General features: G+C 69.1%; 14 protein-coding genes. 2 read left to right on the top strand and 12 right to left on the bottom strand.

Going from position 1 to position 16,786, the window contains the following annotated elements:
* The first annotated feature begins 178 nt into the window (after positions 1-178).
* On the top strand, positions 179-2,272 hold the full coding sequence (locus tag DFQ59_RS16595; RefSeq protein ID WP_114280846.1) for an EAL domain-containing response regulator: 2,094 nt from the start codon (positions 179-181) through the stop codon (positions 2,270-2,272).
* 123 nt (positions 2,273-2,395) lie between these two features.
* On the opposite strand, the gene DFQ59_RS16600 is transcribed toward DFQ59_RS16595, so the two are convergent.
* From DFQ59_RS16600 to thiC, 12 genes are all read right to left on the bottom strand, one after another.
* Positions 2,396-3,637 (bottom strand): DUF1015 domain-containing protein, encoded by a 1,242-nt coding sequence (locus DFQ59_RS16600; protein ID WP_114280847.1) that lies wholly within the window; start codon positions 3,635-3,637, stop codon positions 2,396-2,398.
* Between the two features lie 37 nt (positions 3,638-3,674).
* Positions 3,675-5,933 (bottom strand): DNA topoisomerase IV subunit A, encoded by a 2,259-nt coding sequence (parC, locus tag DFQ59_RS16605; RefSeq protein ID WP_114280848.1) that lies wholly within the window; start codon positions 5,931-5,933, stop codon positions 3,675-3,677.
* Positions 5,934-6,079: 146 nt separating this feature from the next.
* A complete protein-coding gene (locus tag DFQ59_RS16610) occupies positions 6,080-6,787 on the bottom strand; it encodes an alanyl-tRNA editing protein (protein ID WP_114280849.1) in 708 nt (235 codons plus the stop codon).
* A gap of 43 nt (positions 6,788-6,830) precedes the next feature.
* Positions 6,831-8,723, bottom strand: a complete 1,893-nt coding sequence (gene parE, locus DFQ59_RS16615) for a DNA topoisomerase IV subunit B (protein ID WP_114280850.1) — start codon at positions 8,721-8,723, stop codon at positions 6,831-6,833.
* Between the two features lie 95 nt (positions 8,724-8,818).
* Positions 8,819-9,418, bottom strand: coding sequence for a YqiA/YcfP family alpha/beta fold hydrolase (locus tag DFQ59_RS16620; RefSeq protein ID WP_114280851.1), 600 nt, complete (start codon positions 9,416-9,418; stop codon positions 8,819-8,821).
* A gap of 129 nt (positions 9,419-9,547) precedes the next feature.
* On the bottom strand, positions 9,548-10,336 hold the full coding sequence (gene cpdA, locus DFQ59_RS16625) for a 3',5'-cyclic-AMP phosphodiesterase (RefSeq protein WP_114280852.1): 789 nt from the start codon (positions 10,334-10,336) through the stop codon (positions 9,548-9,550).
* Between the two features lie 85 nt (positions 10,337-10,421).
* Positions 10,422-10,868 carry a DUF1249 domain-containing protein gene (locus tag DFQ59_RS16630; protein WP_211314981.1) on the bottom strand — a complete coding sequence of 149 codons (447 nt, stop codon included), beginning with the start codon at positions 10,866-10,868 and terminating at the stop codon, positions 10,422-10,424.
* A gap of 258 nt (positions 10,869-11,126) precedes the next feature.
* On the bottom strand, positions 11,127-11,774 hold the full coding sequence (gene nudF / locus DFQ59_RS16635) for an ADP-ribose diphosphatase (RefSeq protein ID WP_114280854.1): 648 nt from the start codon (positions 11,772-11,774) through the stop codon (positions 11,127-11,129).
* Positions 11,771-12,208 carry a hypothetical protein gene (locus DFQ59_RS16640; protein ID WP_114280855.1) on the bottom strand — a complete coding sequence of 146 codons (438 nt, stop codon included), beginning with the start codon at positions 12,206-12,208 and terminating at the stop codon, positions 11,771-11,773. Before DFQ59_RS16640 ends, nudF begins: the two co-directional genes overlap by 4 nt.
* A 17-nt stretch (positions 12,209-12,225) precedes the next feature.
* Entirely contained in the window at positions 12,226-12,567 is a 342-nt protein-coding gene (locus DFQ59_RS16645) for a hypothetical protein (RefSeq protein ID WP_147275279.1), read from the bottom strand.
* 233 nt (positions 12,568-12,800) lie between these two features.
* Positions 12,801-13,412: an MlaC/ttg2D family ABC transporter substrate-binding protein gene (locus DFQ59_RS16650; protein ID WP_114280857.1), complete on the bottom strand. Its 612-nt coding sequence runs from the start codon at positions 13,410-13,412 to the stop codon at positions 12,801-12,803.
* A gap of 211 nt (positions 13,413-13,623) precedes the next feature.
* Positions 13,624-15,501 (bottom strand): phosphomethylpyrimidine synthase ThiC, encoded by a 1,878-nt coding sequence (thiC, locus tag DFQ59_RS16655; RefSeq protein ID WP_114280858.1) that lies wholly within the window; start codon positions 15,499-15,501, stop codon positions 13,624-13,626.
* A gap of 613 nt (positions 15,502-16,114) precedes the next feature.
* On the opposite strand from thiC, the gene DFQ59_RS16660 reads away from it, so the two are divergent.
* Positions 16,115-16,768: a protein-L-isoaspartate O-methyltransferase family protein gene (locus DFQ59_RS16660; RefSeq protein ID WP_114280859.1), complete on the top strand. Its 654-nt coding sequence runs from the start codon at positions 16,115-16,117 to the stop codon at positions 16,766-16,768.
* The last annotated feature ends 18 nt before the right edge of the window (positions 16,769-16,786 follow it).

The raw sequence follows: 16,786 nt of genomic DNA on the forward strand, positions 1-16,786 counted from the left end.
TTGCATTGTTACGGAGGTCCCGGACGTCCGGCCGGACGTGTTCGCCGTGCGGGCAGGCGAGGCAGCAACGCCGGAACGGGGCGTACCGCGTCCGGTTCCGGCATTTCCGGCCGGTCCGAACGATGTCACGAACTACGGCGCAGGGGGCGCAGGGATTGCAACCGATGGAGCCGCGAGCGTGAAGGACACCGAAATCATCCGCCTGCTGGTACTGGTGGACTCCTCCAACGAGGCCGAAGCCCAGGTGAGCGCACTGCGCAACGCCGGCATGGCGGTGCGCGCCACCCAGATTACCGATCGGGCGGGGCTGGTGGAGGCTCTCGAGCAGCAGCGCTGGGAGCTGGTTCTGGCCCGCGAGGCGGTGGGTGACACCGGTGTCGACGAAGTGCTCGAGCTGCTGGAGTCGCGCCAGAAGGACATCCCGCTGATATTGCTCGTGGACGACCCCAGCGAGCTGACCCTGGTCCAGTCGCTGCAGGCCGGGGCCGCCTATGCCCTGTCGCCGGCCCAGAACCAGCTGCTGGCCCTGGTGGTGGAGCGGGAGATGAACGCCCTGGACGAGCGCCGCGAACATCGCCGTTGCCGCGCGGCGCTGCGTGACAGCGAGAAGCGCTGCCGCAGCCTGCTGGAGAACTCCCGCGACGCCATCGCCTATATCCACGACGGCATCCATCTCTACGCCAACCCCGTCTATCGGCAGCTGTTCGGCTACGACGGCGGGGAGGACCTGGAAGGCATGCCGATGATGGACCTGGTGGCGGGGCAGGACCAGGCCCGGTTCAAGGAGTTTCTACGCGCCCACGCCCGCGAGGGGCGCCACGGCCAGCGCTTCGAGTACCGCGGCGCAGGCGCCGATGGTGCCGAGTTCGACGCCGTCATGGACTTTTCGGAAGCCGCCATCGACGGTGAACCCTGCACCCAGGTCATCGTCCGCCCGCGTGCGGAGCACGCCGGCGCCGATACCCATCTGCACGAGATACGGCGCCAGGATCTGGTTACCGGGCTGTTCAACCGCGACGCCTTCCTGGAACTGCTGAACGACGCCATCAGCGCCGCGGCGAAGGGCGCTGCGGATGACGGATTCGTGGTGCAATACCTCGAGGTCGACAATCTCGGCGAAATAGCCCGCAGCATCGGTCTGGCCGGTGTGGACGTCGTGCTCAACGACATCGCGGCACTGCTGCGGCAGACCCTCGACGCGGAGCGCACCGCCCTGGCCCGCTATGCCGACGGCGCCTTCACCTGCCTGCTGCGGGCGGTTCCCCTGGAGCGGGCCCGGGAACAGGCCGAGACACTGGCGCGCAGCATCGGGGAGCAGATCTTCGATGTCACCGGCCGTTCGGTACAGGTGAGCGTGAGCATCGGGCTCGCTCCCGTGGGCGACAACGTCTGCACCGCCCAGGAGGCCCTGGACCAGGCCCATAACGCCTGCGTGGCTGCCGCCGGCAGAAGCGGCGGCAGCCATGTGAACGTCTACCGGCAGCGGATGGAGGACGGTGCGGACGGGGTGGACGAAACGCTGGGCGCCCGGCTGCGGGAGGCCCTGGAACAGGATGCCTATGCCCTGGTGTTCCAGCCCATCGTCAACCTGCACGGCGAGGCGCGGGAGTACTACGAGGTACTGCTGCGCCTGAGCAGCGATGACGGCAACCTGATTCCGGCGGGCAAGTTCCTGCCGGTGGCCGAGCGCATCGGCCTGATGACCGATCTTGATCGCTGGGTCATGAGGCGCGCGATCCGGGTGCTTGCCGAGCAGCACCGCTCCGGTTTCAGGACGGCCTTTTTCATCATCCTCTCCCAGGCGACCATCCTGGACGAGACGTTCCCCGCCTGGCTGGGCCAGGCGCTCAAGGATGCCCACCTCGGCGGCGACGCGCTGGTGTTCCAGATCGGCACCGGGATCGCCGCCGATTACCTCAAGCCGGTGCTGCGACTCGCCGAACAGCTGCGGGAACTCCACTGCCGGATCACGCTCACCCAGTTCGGCACCGGCCTGAACCCCTTCGGACTGCTCAAGCACCTGGACGTCGAATTCCTCAAGCTCGCCCCCTCCTTCATCGCCAACCTCACCCGCTCCCGGGAAAACCAGCAAACCCTGGAGAGCCTGGTGGAAGAGGCCCATGGCCACGGCAAGCTGGTGATCGCGCCCCAGGTGGAGGAAGCCTCCAGCATCGCCATGTTGTGGCAGAACGGCATCGACTTCACCCAGGGCTACTTCCTGCAGGAACCGAGCCAGTGGCTCGCCTACGACTTTCACGGGGATAGCGGGTAATCAGTCGCCAGTCGCCGGTACGTAGGGCCGGATTCATCCGGCCAGGCAACAGACATTCCGACCGGCCTTGTTGTGCAGATTAATCTACACCTACGCGCTGGCTGCCGGCGACTGGCCACTGCCTCAGTCCAGCACGTGCGACACCAGGCCGTCGGCGAGCTTGGGCTCGAACCAGGTGGACTTGGGCGGCATGACCCGGCCGCTGTCGGCCACGGCCATCAGGTCCTCCATGGAGGTGGGATAGAGGGAGAAGGCGGCCGCCATCTCGCCGCTGTCCACCCGCGCCATGAGCCCCTCCAGCCCCCGGCTGCCGCCCACGAAGTCGATGCGCGGGTCCCGGCGCAGGTCCACGATCCCCAGCAGCGGCTCCAGCACCCGGTCGGTCAGCAGGCTCACGTCGAGGCGGCCCACCGGATCCGCGGCCGGGATGCAGGCGGGATCGAGGGTGAGACGGTACCAGCGCGCCGCCAGGTAGAGGCCGAACTCCCCCCGCGCGGACGGACGCACGGGTTCCGGCTCCTGCTCCACCCGGAACTCCGCCGCCAGGCTCTCCAGGAACGTCTCCGGGCGCATGCCGTTGAGATCGCGCACCACGCGGTTGTAGTCGAGGATGCACATCTGGTCATGGGGGAAGAGCACGGCCAGGAAATAGTTGTAGCTCTCCTCTCCCGCGTGGGCGGGATTCGCCGCCTTCCGGTTCGCGGCCACCCGCGCGGCGGCGGCCGAACGGTGGTGGCCGTCGGCGATGTAGAGCGACTGCATGGCCTCGAAGGCGGAGCTCAGGGCGGCGGTCACCTCCGGGTCGCGGATCACCCACAGGGTGTGCACCACGCTGTCGTCGGCCGTTACCCCGAATTCGGGCGCCTCGGCGGTCACCCCCGCCAGCAGCTCGGCCACCGCCGCGTCCTGGCGGTAGGTGAGCAGGACCGGTCCGGTCTGGGCGTGCAGCGCCTCGATCTGGCGCACCCGGTCATCCTCCTTGTCCGGGCGGGTGAACTCGTGCCGGCGGATGCGGCCCGATTCGTAGGCCGCCACCGAGGCCACCGCCACCAGGCCGGTCTGCGTCTGCGCGCCCCGGGTCAGCCGGTAGGCGCAGTAGCGGGGCTGGGTATCACGGTGCAGGATCCCCTCGGCGACCATGCGCTCCAGGTTCTCCGCCGCCTTGGCGTAGACTTCGGGGGCGTGGGGATCGGTACCCTCCGGCAGATCGATCTCGGCCCGGGAGATATGCAGGAAGCTCCATGGCCGCCCGGCGGCGCGGGCCCGCGCCTCCACCGCGGTCACCACGTCATAGGGAGGAGCGATGACCGCGGCGGCCTGCTCGGGCAGGGGGCGCAGTCCGGTGAAGGGGCGAATCAAAGCCATCGTTGTCTCATCCATGTCAGCAGGGGTAATGACCGCGTCACTCGGTGGCGTCGGATTCCAGGCGGTCGACCCGCTGGAATCCGCGGGGCAGCTTGTTGCCGCGACGCCCCCGTTCGCCCCGGTAGTGCTCCAGGTCGGCGGGTTTCAGGGTGAGGTGGCGCTTGCCGGCGTGGATGGTGAGGCGTCCACCCGGCGGGATCACCGCCAGTCCCACCACGTACTCCTCCCGCGCCGCCACCCTGGCGCCCGGGATGCTCATGATCCTGTTGCCCTTGCCCCGGGCCAGCCGCGGCAGATCCTCCACCGGGAAGACCAGCAGCCGGCCGTTGTTGGAGACAGCCGCCAGCAGGTCCTGCGCCGGGTCAGCGACCTGCCGCGGCGGCAGCACGCGGGCGCCCTTGGGCAGGTTGAGGATGGCCTTGCCGGCCTTGTTCTTGGCGATCAGCTCACCCAGCTCGGTGACGAAGCCGTAGCCGGCGTCGGAAGCCATGAGGTAGAGATCCTTCGGCTCGCCCATGTAGACGCCGACGAAGGCGGCCCCGTCCGGCGGGCTTAGACGGCCGGTGAGCGGCTCGCCCTGCCCCCGCGCCGAGGGCAGGGTGTGGGCCGGCAGGGAGTAGCTGCGACCGCTGGCGTCCAGGAACACCGCCGGCTGGTTGCTGCGGCCGCAGGCGGCGGCCAGGAAGCTGTCGCCGGCCTTGTAGCTGAGCCCCGCCGGATCCAGGTCGTGGCCCTTGCCCGCGCGCACCCAGCCCTTCTCCGAGAGCACCACCGTGACCGGCTCGGCCCCCACCAGGGTGGTCTCGTCGATGGCCTGGGCCGCGGCCCGGGCCACGATGGGCGAACGGCGCCCGTCGCCGTACTTCTCCGCGTCGGCCAGCAGCTCGTCGCGGATGAGCGCCTTGAGCAGGTCATGGGAGCCGAGCGTCTGCTCCAGGGACTGGCGCTCGCTGTCGAGCGCCTCCTGCTCGCCGCGGATCTTCATCTCCTCGAGCCGGGCCAGGTGGCGCAGCTTCAGCTCCAGGATCGCCTCGGCCTGGATGTCGGTGAGGCCGAACCGCTCCATCAGCACCGGCTTCGGCTCCTCCTCGTGGCGGATGATGGCGATCACCTCGTCGATGTTCAGATAGGCCGCCAGCAGGCCGTCGAGGATGTGCAGCCGGGCCAGCACCTTCTCCAGCCGGTGCTGGAGGCGCCGGGTGACGGTCTGGATGCGGAATTCCAGCCACTCGCCCAGCAGGTCGCGCAGGTTCTTCACCTGGGGCCGGCCGTTCAGCCCGATGACATTGAGGTTGACCCGGTAGCTGCGCTCGAGATCGGTGGTGGCGAACAGGTGCCCCATGAGCGCCTCGACGTCGATGCGGTTGGAGCGCGGGATGATCACCAGCCGGGTGGGATTCTCGTGGTCCGACTCGTCGCGCAGATCCGCCACCATGGGCAGCTTCTTGGCGTTCATCTGCTGGGCGATCTGCTCCAGCACCCGGGCCCCGGAGACCTGGTGCGGCAGCGCGGTGATGAGGATGTCGCCGTTCTCCCGCTCCCAGCGGGCGCGCATGCGCAGGCTGCCGCTGCCGGTCTCGTAGATCTTCTGCAACTCCTCGCGGGGGGTGATGATCTCCGCCTCCACCGGGTAGTCGGGCCCCTGGATGTGCTCGCAGAGGTCCCACACCGAGGCGCCCGGATCCTCGAGCAGGCGGATGCAGGCGGCGACCACCTCGCGCAGGTTGTGGGGCGGGATGTCGGTGGCCATGCCCACGGCGATGCCGGTGGTGCCGTTGAGCAGCAGGTGGGGAACCCGGGCGGGAAGCACCAGCGGCTCCTCCAGGGTGCCGTCGAAATTGGGCCCCCAGTCCACGGTCCCCTGCCCCGCCTCGGCCAGCAGCAGATCGGCGAACGGGGCCAGCCGCGCCTCGGTATAGCGCATGGCGGCGAAGGACTTGGGATCGTCCTGGGAGCCCCAGTTGCCCTGGCCGTCCACCAGCGGGTAGCGGAAGCTGAAGGGCTGGGCCATGAGCACCATGGCCTCGTAGCAGGCCGAGTCACCGTGGGGATGGTACTTGCCCAGCACGTCACCCACGGTGCGGGCGGATTTCTTGTGCTTGGCCCCGCTCCGGAGCCCCAGCTCCGACATGGCGTAGACGATGCGGCGCTGGACCGGTTTCAGGCCGTCCCCGATGTGCGGCAGGGCGCGGTCGAGGATGACGTACATGGAGTAGTCGAGGTAGGCCTTCTCGGTGAAGGCCTTGAGGGGGAGGTGCTCCACGCCCTCGTGGTTGATCTGGATGGAATCGGCCATGGGTGTTGCGTTCCGTCCTCAGCGTGATTGCCGGTCTCCGGCCCGGCCGGGATTCGGCCAGGCCGGACGACCCTTCCCGGCGCGCATCGGCACCGGCGAAAGCGGGCCCAAGTTTACTACGTTGCCGGCGGCGATGCGTGGATCGCTCAAGGGGTGTCCAGGGTGACGCTGACGCGGCGGTTGTTGCGCCCCTTGTTCTCCACCCGGGTCACCGTCACCGGCCCGATCTCGCCGGTGCGGGCCACGTGGGTGCCGCCGCAGGGCTGCAGATCGACCCCGGCCACCTCCACCAGCCGCACCCGCCCCCGGCCCCGCGGCGGCTGCACCGACAGTGTCCGCACCAGTTCGGGCCGGGCATCGAGCTCGGCTGCGTCGATCCAGCGGCTGGTGACCGGGTGATCCGCCGCCACGATGCGGTTCAGTGCCGTGGTGAGCGCCTCCCGGTCCAGCGACTGACCGGGCAGGTCGAAATCGAGCCGCCCGCTGCCGTCGCGGATGGCCCCGCCGGTGACGCCGGCGGGGATGAGGCTGCAGAGCAGGTGCAGGCAGGTATGCATGCGCATGTGCCGGTGGCGGCGCTCCCAGTCGAGCACCGCGGTGACCCGTTCACCGGTGCCCGGCAGCGGAACGCCCGCCTCCGGCAGATGGAGGATGCCGCTCTCGCCGCGGCGGGTATCGGTCACGGCCAGCCGGCTGCCGTCCGCGCGGATCAGCCAGCCCGCATCCCCGGGCTGGCCCCCGCCGCGGGGGTAGAACACCGTGCGGTCGAGCACGATGCCCTCCGTGCCGGCGGCGAGCACGGTCGCCCCGCACTCGCGCAGATAGGCATCCTCCCGGAACAGCTCGATGGTCATGGCCTTCTCCCGGCGTCCCCCGCCGCCCCGTTGGCGGTTCCGGTCACAGCACTTCGGCCAGGTCGCCTTTCTGCTCCAGCCACGCGCGCCGGTCGGAGGAACGGCGCTTGGCCAGCAGCATGTCCATCAGCTCGTCGCTGGCGTCATCGGGCGCCACCGTGAGCTGCACCAGGCGCCGGGTGTCGGGGGAGAGGGTCGTCTCACGCAGTTGCAGGGGGTTCATCTCGCCCAGCCCCTTGAAGCGGGTGACGGCGATCTTCGCATTCCTGCGCTCGGCGCGGATGCGGTCGATCACCCCCTCCTTCTCCGCCTCGTCCAGCGCGTAGTAGACCTCCTTGGCCACGTCGATGCGGTACAGCGGGGGCATGGCGATGTAGACGTGCCCGGCCTCCACCAGCGGCCGGAAGTGGCGCAGGAACAGGGCGCAGAGCAGGGTGGCGATGTGGGCCCCGTCGGAGTCGGCGTCGGCCAGCACGCAGACCTTGCCGTAGCGCAGTCCCTGCAGATCGCCGGAGCCGGGATCCACCCCGATGGCCACGGCGATGTCATGCACCTCCTGGGAGCCGAGCACCTCCTCGGGGTTCACCTCCCAGGTGTTCAGGATCTTGCCCCGCAGCGGCATGATGGCCTGGAACTCGCGGTCCCGGGCCTGCTTGGCCGATCCGCCCGCCGAGTCGCCCTCCACCAGGAACAGCTCGGCCCGCCCCGGGTCCTGGGCCGTGCAATCGGCCAGCTTGCCCGGCAGCGCCGGCCCCTGGGTGACCTTCTTACGCACCACCTTGCGCCCCGCGCGGCTGCGGCGCTGGGCATTGCCGATGGCCAGCTCCGCGATGCGCTCGCCCATCTCGGTGTGCTGGTTGAGCCACAGACTGAAGGCGTCGCGCACCACGCCGGAGACGAACGCGGCGCACTCCCGCGAGGAGAGCCGCTCCTTGGTCTGGCCGGAGAACTGCGGGTCCGCCAGCTTCACCGAGAGGATGTAGGAGACCGAGTCCCAGACGTCCTCCGGCGCGAGCTTGAGCCCCCGCGGCAGCAGGTTGCGGAACTCGCAGAACTCGCGCAGGGCCTCGGTGAGCCCCGTGCGCAGGCCGTTGACGTGGGTTCCGCCCTGGGCGGTGGGGATGAGGTTGACGTAGCTCTCGGTGACCGCCTCGCCGCCCTCGGGCAGCCAGACGACGGCCCAGTCGACCGCCTCGCGCTCGCCCGCCAGGCTGCCCATGAACGGCGCCTCCGGCAGCCGCTCGGACGCCCCGATCTCATCCTCCAGGTAGGCCCGCAGGCCATCCTCGTAGCACCACTCCTCGCGCTCTCCCGCCGCCTCGTCGCGGAAGGTCACGGTCAGTCCCGGGCACAGCACCGCCTTGGCCCGCAGCACGTGCTTGAGCCGGGGCACCGAGAACCTGGGCGAGTCGAAGAACTTCGCATCGGGCCAGAAGCGCACCGTGGTGCCGGTCTGGCGCCGGGGCACCTCGCCGATGGCCTCGAGGTCGGAGACCTTCTCGCCGTTGGCGAAGGCCATGTTGTACTCCTGGCCGCCCCGGCGCACCCACACCTCCAGGTGCCGGGACAGCGCGTTCACCACCGACACGCCCACCCCGTGCAGGCCGCCGGAGAAGCGGTAGGACTTGTTGGAGAACTTGCCGCCCGCGTGCAGCCGGGTGAGGATCACCTCCACGCCCGGCACCCCCTCCTCCGCGTGCAGGTCCACCGGCATGCCGCGGCCGTCGTCCACCACCTCCAGCGAACCGTCCTGGTAGAGGGTCACGTCGATGCGCCGGGCGTGGCCGGCCACCGCCTCGTCCACGCTGTTGTCGATGACCTCCTGGGCCATGTGGTTGGGACGGCTGGTGTCGGTGTACATGCCCGGGCGCTTGCGCACCGGGTCGAGTCCGCTCAGAACCTCGATGTCGTTGGCGTTGTAGGCTTCGCGAGTCATGTCGATGGCAGGTTGTCCGGCGGTTGGGACACGGGGTGGGCGCGCTGCCCGCGGGCGTTACCGCGCGGCATTATACAGCCCTCGCGGGAGGCGGGTCACAGTCCATTGGGCGGCACGCCGCAGAAGCGCAGCACCCGTTCCGCCACGGCCTCGAAATTCTCGAACCCGTGCGATCCGCCGGCCATCAGGATCCGGGGGGAATCCGGATACTTGCGCAACGCCTGGCGGAAGTCGAGGGTCTCGTCGCCGCTCTGCAGCAGCAGCAGGAAACGCCCCGGGTGGCTGACCCGCTCCACGTCCAGGGCGCGCAGGGCCGTGATGTGCTCCGCCACCAGCTCGTAGCGCTCGCCGGTGTAGAGGTTCTGCTGCGGCCCCAGGTAATCGGCCAGCAGCTCGTAGGGCCGCACAGCCGGGTTGACCAGTACGGCCCGCAGGCCATGGCGCTCCGCCAGCCAGGTGGCATAGTAGCCCCCCAGCGAGCTGCCCACCAGCGCCAGCCCGCCGGGCAGGAGCCGTTCCACCTCCGCCTCCAGCTGGAGGGCGGCCCGCTCCGGGCGGTCGGAGAGCGCCGGCACCCGGATCCGGTCCCCCAGCCCCAGCGCCTCCATGCGCGCCACCAGGATGCGCGCCTTGTGGGACTCGGGCGAGGAGTTGAAACCGTGGATGTAGAGGATGGCGGGTGTGGGAGTGGACACAGCGCGGAATTCGAAGACGGAACGGAATGGACAGGATTAACGGGATTTTTCGGGATTGACACGATTGCCATCAGGACGAGGGACTGGGGCATTGTAGGTGCAGATTCATCTGCACAACAGAACCGCTGTTCAATACCCCACCGCGCCCTTGTCGGGAATGTAGACGAACTCGCGCAGGCGCACCACGCCGGTGTCGAAGCGGCCGTCGTCGTGCAGTTCCAGCCAGCGGAAGCCGGGGTGGGCCTCGTCGATGGAGAAATCGCGGCTGCCGGGACGGAACTGCAGGCAGGTGGAGGGCGAGGAGATCAGCTCCAGTCCGCCGCGCCGGTCCCGGTACTCCTGGTGCACGTGGCCCCACAGCAGCACGCGCACGTTGGCGTGACGGTCCAGCACCCCGAACAGCGCCTCGGCATTGTCGAGTCCGAGCGCATCGAGCCAGCGACTGCCCACCGGAACGGGCTGGTGATGGAGCGTGACCAGGGCATGGTGCCCGGGATGCGCCGCCAGGCAGCGCTCCAGCCGCTCCAGCTCCCGCTCGGAGACCCGTCCGCCCACGTGACCCGGCACGGCGGAGTCGAGCAGCACCACCTGCCAGCGCCCCAGGAGGAAGCTCCGCTCGGGGCGGAAGAAGGGATCGGAGAGGGCGGCTGCGGCGACGGACTGATCGTCGTGGTTGCCGGGTATCCAGTAGACCGGCGCGCCGATCCGCTCCAGCCCCGCGGCCAGGTCCCGGTAGGCGGGGAGCGAGGCGTCCTGGGCCAGGTCGCCGGTGGCGAGCACGGCGTCGGGAGCGGGGAATTCGCGACAGGCCAGATCCACCACCGACTGGAAGCTGGCCCCCGTATCCAGCCCCAACAGCGTCTCGCCACCATTCGAAAACAGGTGCGTGTCGGTGATCTGCAGCAGTCGCATACCCATGAGGATTGTCTTGCCCTTCCCCGCGTGGTGCCTTCGCCCCTGTACGAACGCGTCGGCCTGGTCAGACTTTAAGCGTTTTCAGGCGCTAATCTGTGACCAGTTCCTCATGCTGGAACCGGTAACCCCGCGCCAGGCAGAGCCGCAGCCACTCGCCCAGCAGACGATTGAGCTGGAGCTTCTCGTCACGCCGGATCATGCCGCGGTTCGGGTAGGGGTGGGGATACCGGGGTCCGAACCGGGTCTCGCCCTGGTAGCTGACCACCTCCGCCACCCGCGCGTCGTGGCTGACACGAATCCGCATCCGCGGTCCCGGCAGCCAGGCAACCGGCCCCGACTCGCTGAGTTCGACCAGCGTGGTGTAGGGACCGCGCTCCAGGACCCGGAGACTCACCATCCCGGCCACCCCCCGGACGGACCGCGCCGGTGCCGGCGCCGCGACCTGCGCCAGCCCGGGCGCAAGCTGCGCCAGGCGCTGGTAGTTGCGCTCGCACTCACCGAGCAGTTGCTCCAGGTTGTCGGCTTTCGGCGTCACTCTCATGGAATCGTCGTTGAACGCATCTGCGTGCGCTGGGGAATCTCTCAACCCAACCCGTGTGGCCGCGCGAACCGGGTTGCCGCGCAGGCCTCACGACCCATGCCCTGAATGACTCTCCGCCATTCGAGCGGGTGAAAGAACCGCGCCGGGCTCTCACAGCATAGCGTTTCCTGGACCGGGCGGCACCTAGTGTACTGCCATCACTCCTGGAGGTACTTTCAGAGCGCGCCGGAGACGACGGCGACCGTGGGGGGGTTACACCGGATCCGACCCGCTCCAGCGCCGCAACAACTCCTCGCGATGGAGTTCCAGCCACTGCAGAGCGATGAGCGTGGAGGCGTTGTCGATGAGGCCCTCTGCCATCCAGCCGAGCGCGCGGGTCCGCGGGACCGCCACCACGCGGATGTCCTCGCCCTCGTGGGGCAGGCCGTGGATGCCCCCGGCGCCGGCGGCTTCCACCCGACCGCAGAACAGGGTGATCCGCTCGGAGGTCCCGCCCGGACTGACCAGGTAGTTGCAGATGGGGACCAGGTCGGTCACGACACAATCGGCCTCCTCCCGCGCCTCGCGCCGGACCACCTCCTCCGGCGTTTCGCCCGGCTCCACGATCCCGGCCACCACCTCCAGCAGCCAGGGTCCGCGGCGGTCGTGGATGGCGCCGATGCGGAACTGCTCCACCAGGACCACCCGGTCCAGGGCGGGGTCGAAGAGCAGGACGGCCGCGGCGGTGCCGCGTTCGAACAGCTCACGGGTCAGCAACGGGCTCCAGCCGCCCCGGAACAGCGCATGCCGCAGCCGGTAGCGCTCCATGCGGAAAAAACCCCGGTAGACCACCTCCCGGCGCACCACCTCCAGTCCTTCCGGGCCGGGTGGCGGCTGCCTCTCTTCCGGGGCCTTGTTCATCGCCGGGCCTCCCCGCCGAACAGCCGTCGCCACCAGCGCCGACGCCCCTCGGGAAGAATTTCGGGGGTTTCCAGCGCCTCCGGCGGAGTCCGGCTGAGAATCCAGCGGGGCAGGATCTTCAGGCCGCTCGAACCACAGGAGGCACCGAGGTTGTGGGGATCGTAGATCTTGACGAGCCCGGGCGAATCCGCATCGTCGGTGTAGACGATGCCGCAGTAGTCGTGTTCGTGCTCCCGCCGCAGCAGGGCATCGATCTCGGTGATAAAGCGCTCCAGCGACGCGGGGCTCTCCGCGCGCTCCGGCGGTGGCTCCCCGACCAGGTAGACGTACCACTCGCCGCCGTCCCGGACCCGGGCCCACAGGGCGTCCAGCTGCGACCAGCGCAGCACGCCCCTGAAGGAGCCGTTGAGAATGCGTTGGGAAAAGGTATTCATTCGGTACCGGGAATCGTTCAACCCGTGGTATCAGCCGGATTGCCGGGCCGGCTGCGACGTGGTGCGGGCCCTTCCAGCCGCGCGATGGTCAGCGCCTCGATGAGCAGAGCCTCCAGGGTGCGCGGGGGGGCTGTCCCGGCGGCCGGGTAGAGGCGGCCGAGCTGCTGATGCCGGCGCATCACGGCAAGGTATTCCTGCGCGCTCAGCCACGGACGGGCCAGGCGGAACCCGGCCTCGAGGTGCGCCAGGGCGCCGGGACGCTTGCGGGCGACCAGCAGCTGGCCGTAGACCAGCTCGACGAGTGCGCGGGCGCGGTCGTCCCGGGCCCCGGCCAGCAAAACCTCGTAATCGGCGGCCACCGGTCGGCCCAGCCAGTAGCGGCCGATCATGCCATTGAGCGCCCGGGGCAGGCAGCCGTCGCCGGGAACCGGACCCGGCGCCGACGCCCGGGGGTCGGCCAGGCGTGCCGCCGGTTCCCCTGCCAGGGGATTGGCGTACCAGGCACCCAGCGAAGCCTCTACCGGTCCGCCTCCGCTGTCCGGACCGGCAGAGGCGACCTGCGGCTTTCCGCGAAGGCGCCCGGAGGACACGGTCAGTAACGCTGCGGACGTCCCTGGCGCTGGGCCGAGCGCGAGAAGTACTGGCGATAGTAGACCAGTGCGCTCTGGCCGTTGGCCTTGACGTCGAACACCTTCCAACCCTGCGGACTGCGGTAGAGGCGGAAATCGAGCTGGGTCATGAGGCCGTTGGGCTGGTAGGCCTGGATGCCGAGCACCACCTCGCCGGAACGGGGATCCCGGCGCTGGGGCAGGTAGCGCACGTGTCCGTAGGGATAACCGGAGAGCTTTTCGGCCATGGCGCCCAGGAACATGCCCACCAGGGCCTTCTCCATCTGCTTGCGCTCCTCGGCGCTCATGTAACGGTAGCGCGGGCCGGCCACGAAGCGGGCCATGTAGGCGAAGTCGAAGTAGGGGGCCACCTCGCTGCGGACGAAGGCCTCCACGGCGTCCGGATCCCGGCTGCCGCCCTGGGAGAGGAACGCCGTGACCTTGCCGATTCCCTCCGAGAGTATGGCGGCCGGACCTTCGGCCTGCTGACGCGCGGGGGGCGGACCATAGTAGCCCGGGGGCTGCGCCTGCAGCGTGGGGGCCACCAGGCCCAGGGCCAATCCAATGACGGCGACTCTAGCGGTGCTTCTCATCATGGCAGTTCCATCCTCCTTCTGGTTTATGGGTGCTAGTGTACTGTTTCACTCTTGGAGGCCCATTCAGCGAGTCGCCGGTCGGTCAGATGCAAGGCGCGCTTGCGCAGGAATGGCAGGCCCCCTTTCAAGCAAGCGCAACGCCGCAGATAGCCGGCCGGCGGCTCGCCCGCAGGGAGCCCCCCGAAAGCACCTCCAAGAGTGAAACAGTACACTAGACCTTGCGATAGATCTCCCCGCCGGTCGCGCGGAACTCCTCGGATTTCTCCTGCAGTCCCTGCTCCACCGCCGAGCGCACATCCTCCAGTCCCTGCTCGCGGGCGAACTCGCGCACGTCCTGGGAGATTTTCATGGAGCAGAACTTCGGTCCGCACATGGAGCAGAAATGGGCCACCTTGGCCGACTCCTTGGGGAGCGTCTCGTCGTGGTACTCCCGGGCACGCTCCGGGTCAAGCCCGAGATTGAACTGGTCCTCCCAGCGGAACTCGAACCGCGCCTTGGACATGGCGTTGTCGCGGATCTGGGCGCCGGGGTGGCCCTTGGCGAGATCGGCGGCGTGGGCGGCGATCTTGTAGGTGATGATGCCCTCGCGCACGTCCTCCCGGTTGGGCAGCCCCAGGTGCTCCTTGGGCGTGACGTAGCAGAGCATGGCGCAGCCGTACCAGCCGATCATGGCCGCGCCGATGGCCGAGGTGATGTGGTCGTAGCCGGGCGCGATGTCGGTGGTCAGCGGCCCCAGGGTATAGAAGGGCGCCTCGTAGCAGTCGCGCAGCTCCTTGTCCATGTTCTCCTTGATCATCTGCATGGGAACGTGGCCGGGGCCCTCGATCATCACCTGGACATCATGCTCCCAGGCCTTTTTCGTCAGCTCCCCGAGCGTCTCCAGCTCGGCGAACTGGGCCGCGTCGTTGGCATCGGCGATGGAGCCGGGTCGCAGGCCGTCGCCGAGGCTGAAGGAGACGTCGTAGGCCTGCATGATTTCGCAGATTTCCTCGAAATGGGTATAGAGGAAACTCTCCTGGTGGTGGGCCAGGCACCACTTGGCCATGATCGACCCGCCGCGGGAGACGATCCCGGTGACGCGCCCGGCGGTGAGCGGTACGTAGCGCAGCAGCACCCCGGCATGGATGGTGAAGTAGTCCACGCCCTGCTCGGCCTGTTCCACCAGGGTGTCGCGGAACACCTCCCAGTCGAGGTCCTCGGCCACCCCGCCCACCTTCTCCAGGGCCTGGTAGATGGGCACGGTGCCGATGGGCACGGGGCTGTTGCGGATGATCCACTCCCGGGTCTCGTGGATGTTCCTGCCGGTGGACAGGTCCATGATGGTGTCGGCACCCCAGCGGATGCCCCAGACCATCTTGTCCACCTCCTCCTCGATGCTGGAGGAGAGGGCCGAGTTGCCGAGGTTGCCGTTGATCTTCACCAGGAAGTTGCGGCCGATGATCATCGGCTCGAGCTCGGTGTGGTTGATGTTGGCCGGAATGATGGCCCGGCCCGCCGCCACCTCCGCGCGCACGAAATCGGGGGTGATGGTCTCGGGTATGGCCGCGCCCCAGGCGAAGCCCTTGTGCTGGCGGGCCAGCTGGTCGCGGTAGAGCTCGCGGCGCAGGTTCTCCCGGATGGCGATGAACTCCATCTCCGGCGTGACGATGCCGCGCCGGGCGTAGTGCATCTGGGTGACATTGCGGCCCGGCAGGGCCCGGCGCGGCGCGCGCCGGTGCTCGAAACGCAGCCCGGCGAGCGCCGGATCGGCGGCGCGCTGGCGGCCGTACTCGGAGGTGACCCCCTCGAGCTGCTCGGTGTCGCCACGCTCCTCCACCCAGCCGCGGCGGATTTCGGGCAGCCCCCGGCGCAGATCGATGCGCTGTTGCGGATCGGTGTAGGGACCGGAGGTGTCGTAGACGGTGACGGGGGGGTTCGACTCGGCCCCGAAACTGGCGTGGGTGTCCTCGAGCCGAATCTCCCGCATCGGCACCCGGACGTCGGGACGGGAGCCGGTGACATAGATCCGGGTGGAGTTGGGATAGGCGGGAATGGCGGCGTCGTCGACCCGGACGGACTCCGGATGGATGCGGTCTTGCGTCACACTCATCGCGTATGAATACCCTGCTGAAGAACCAAACCGGCGGCGGGAAGAGTGCCCGGACCGGGTGCCGCGGACAGCGGCGGGACGATGCGGTCAGCCGCACCGCCGGGCCGGGTGATGACTGCTGATACTGCCACACCCCGGCGCCCTGGAATACCTGCGGCTGCGGCAGCGGCGCTTGGCGCTGCCGCCCCGGCGACTCGGTATCGGGAAACTATACGGGAGTGCCGTGAGGGGCGCAAATAAGCCTAGCAATACCCTAGGTAATTCGCCGGGACCCGTGCAATCGCCGCTATCCTGCCCCGGCGTGCCGATGCTGGCATTGTCCGGCCCGGGGGCGGTAAACTGCGACTGACCGCCCGGTCGGTCTTGCCTGACGGGAGCAAACTTCTTACCCTTTACCGGTTGACGAAGCACGGCATCAATCCCGTTGCGGCGCCGCTCGCCGGTGCCCGCGCCCACGGGAACCGGCACGGGCACCGGGGGGACGGCATTCCCAGCCCGGCTGGAAAGGAACCGAGGCAACACCGAATACTCCGCGGACACAACGGGTTGGCACGCACATACGGATTGAGCCGGCAGTTCCGTGCCCCCCTCCGACAATGAAGGTGAAGACACGATGGATATGGAGCGCGCCCGTTTCAACATGGTGGAGCAGCAGGTACGTCCCTGGGAGGTCCTGGATCAGCGGGTGCTGGACCTGCTCGGCAGCGTCCCCAGGGAGGCGTTCGTACCGGATACCTACCGGGAACTGGCGTTCGCCGACCTGGAGCTTCCCATCGGCCACGACCAGGTCATGCTGCCGCCCCGAACCCAGGCCCGCGCCCTGCAGAGCCTGGATGTCCGGGCGGCGGACCGGGTGCTGGAGGTGGGCACCGGCAGCGGCTACCTGACCGCCCTGCTCGCCCGGCTGGCCCATCATGTCTACAGCGTGGAAATCCTGCCGGAGCTGGCCGAGCTGGCCAGCCACAACCTGGCCGCCATCGGCGTGGGCAATGTCACGGTGGAGAGCGGGGATGCCGCCGCCGGCTGGCCGCGCCACGCCCCCTACGACGCCATCCTGATCGGCGGCGCCCTGGCATCCGTGCCCGACAGCCTGCGCGAACAGCTGCGCCCGGGGGGCCGGATGTTCGTGGTGGTGGGCAGCGAGCCGGTCATGGAAGCCCGTCTCATCACCCGGGTGGGTGAGAACCAGTGGACCGATGAGGTACTGTTCGAGACCCTCGTACCACCGCTGGCGAACGCCCCCGAACCGTCCCGTTTCGTCTTCTGAGAGGCGGGGGCCGCCCCC

This window comes from Thioalbus denitrificans (assembly GCF_003337735.1).
Classification (GTDB): domain Bacteria; phylum Pseudomonadota; class Gammaproteobacteria; order DSM-26407; family DSM-26407; genus Thioalbus; species Thioalbus denitrificans.

Excerpts from the sequence above, each read along its gene's own strand:
- DFQ59_RS16600 (WP_114280847.1), bottom strand. The coding sequence starts at position 3,637 with ATGGCTTTGATTCGCCCCTTCACCGGACTGCGCCCCCTGCCCGAGCAG.
- parC (WP_114280848.1), bottom strand. The coding sequence starts at position 5,933 with ATGGCCGATTCCATCCAGATCAACCACGAGGGCGTGGAGCACCTCCCC.
- DFQ59_RS16610 (WP_114280849.1), bottom strand. The coding sequence starts at position 6,787 with ATGACCATCGAGCTGTTCCGGGAGGATGCCTATCTGCGCGAGTGCGGG.
- parE (WP_114280850.1), bottom strand. The coding sequence starts at position 8,723 with ATGACTCGCGAAGCCTACAACGCCAACGACATCGAGGTTCTGAGCGGA.
- cpdA (WP_114280852.1), bottom strand. The coding sequence starts at position 10,336 with ATGGGTATGCGACTGCTGCAGATCACCGACACGCACCTGTTTTCGAAT.
- nudF (WP_114280854.1), bottom strand. The coding sequence starts at position 11,774 with ATGAACAAGGCCCCGGAAGAGAGGCAGCCGCCACCCGGCCCGGAAGGA.
- DFQ59_RS16640 (WP_114280855.1), bottom strand. The coding sequence starts at position 12,208 with ATGAATACCTTTTCCCAACGCATTCTCAACGGCTCCTTCAGGGGCGTG.
- DFQ59_RS16650 (WP_114280857.1), bottom strand. The coding sequence starts at position 13,412 with ATGATGAGAAGCACCGCTAGAGTCGCCGTCATTGGATTGGCCCTGGGC.
- thiC (WP_114280858.1), bottom strand. The coding sequence starts at position 15,501 with ATGAGTGTGACGCAAGACCGCATCCATCCGGAGTCCGTCCGGGTCGAC.
- DFQ59_RS16660 (WP_114280859.1), top strand. The coding sequence starts at position 16,115 with ATGGATATGGAGCGCGCCCGTTTCAACATGGTGGAGCAGCAGGTACGT.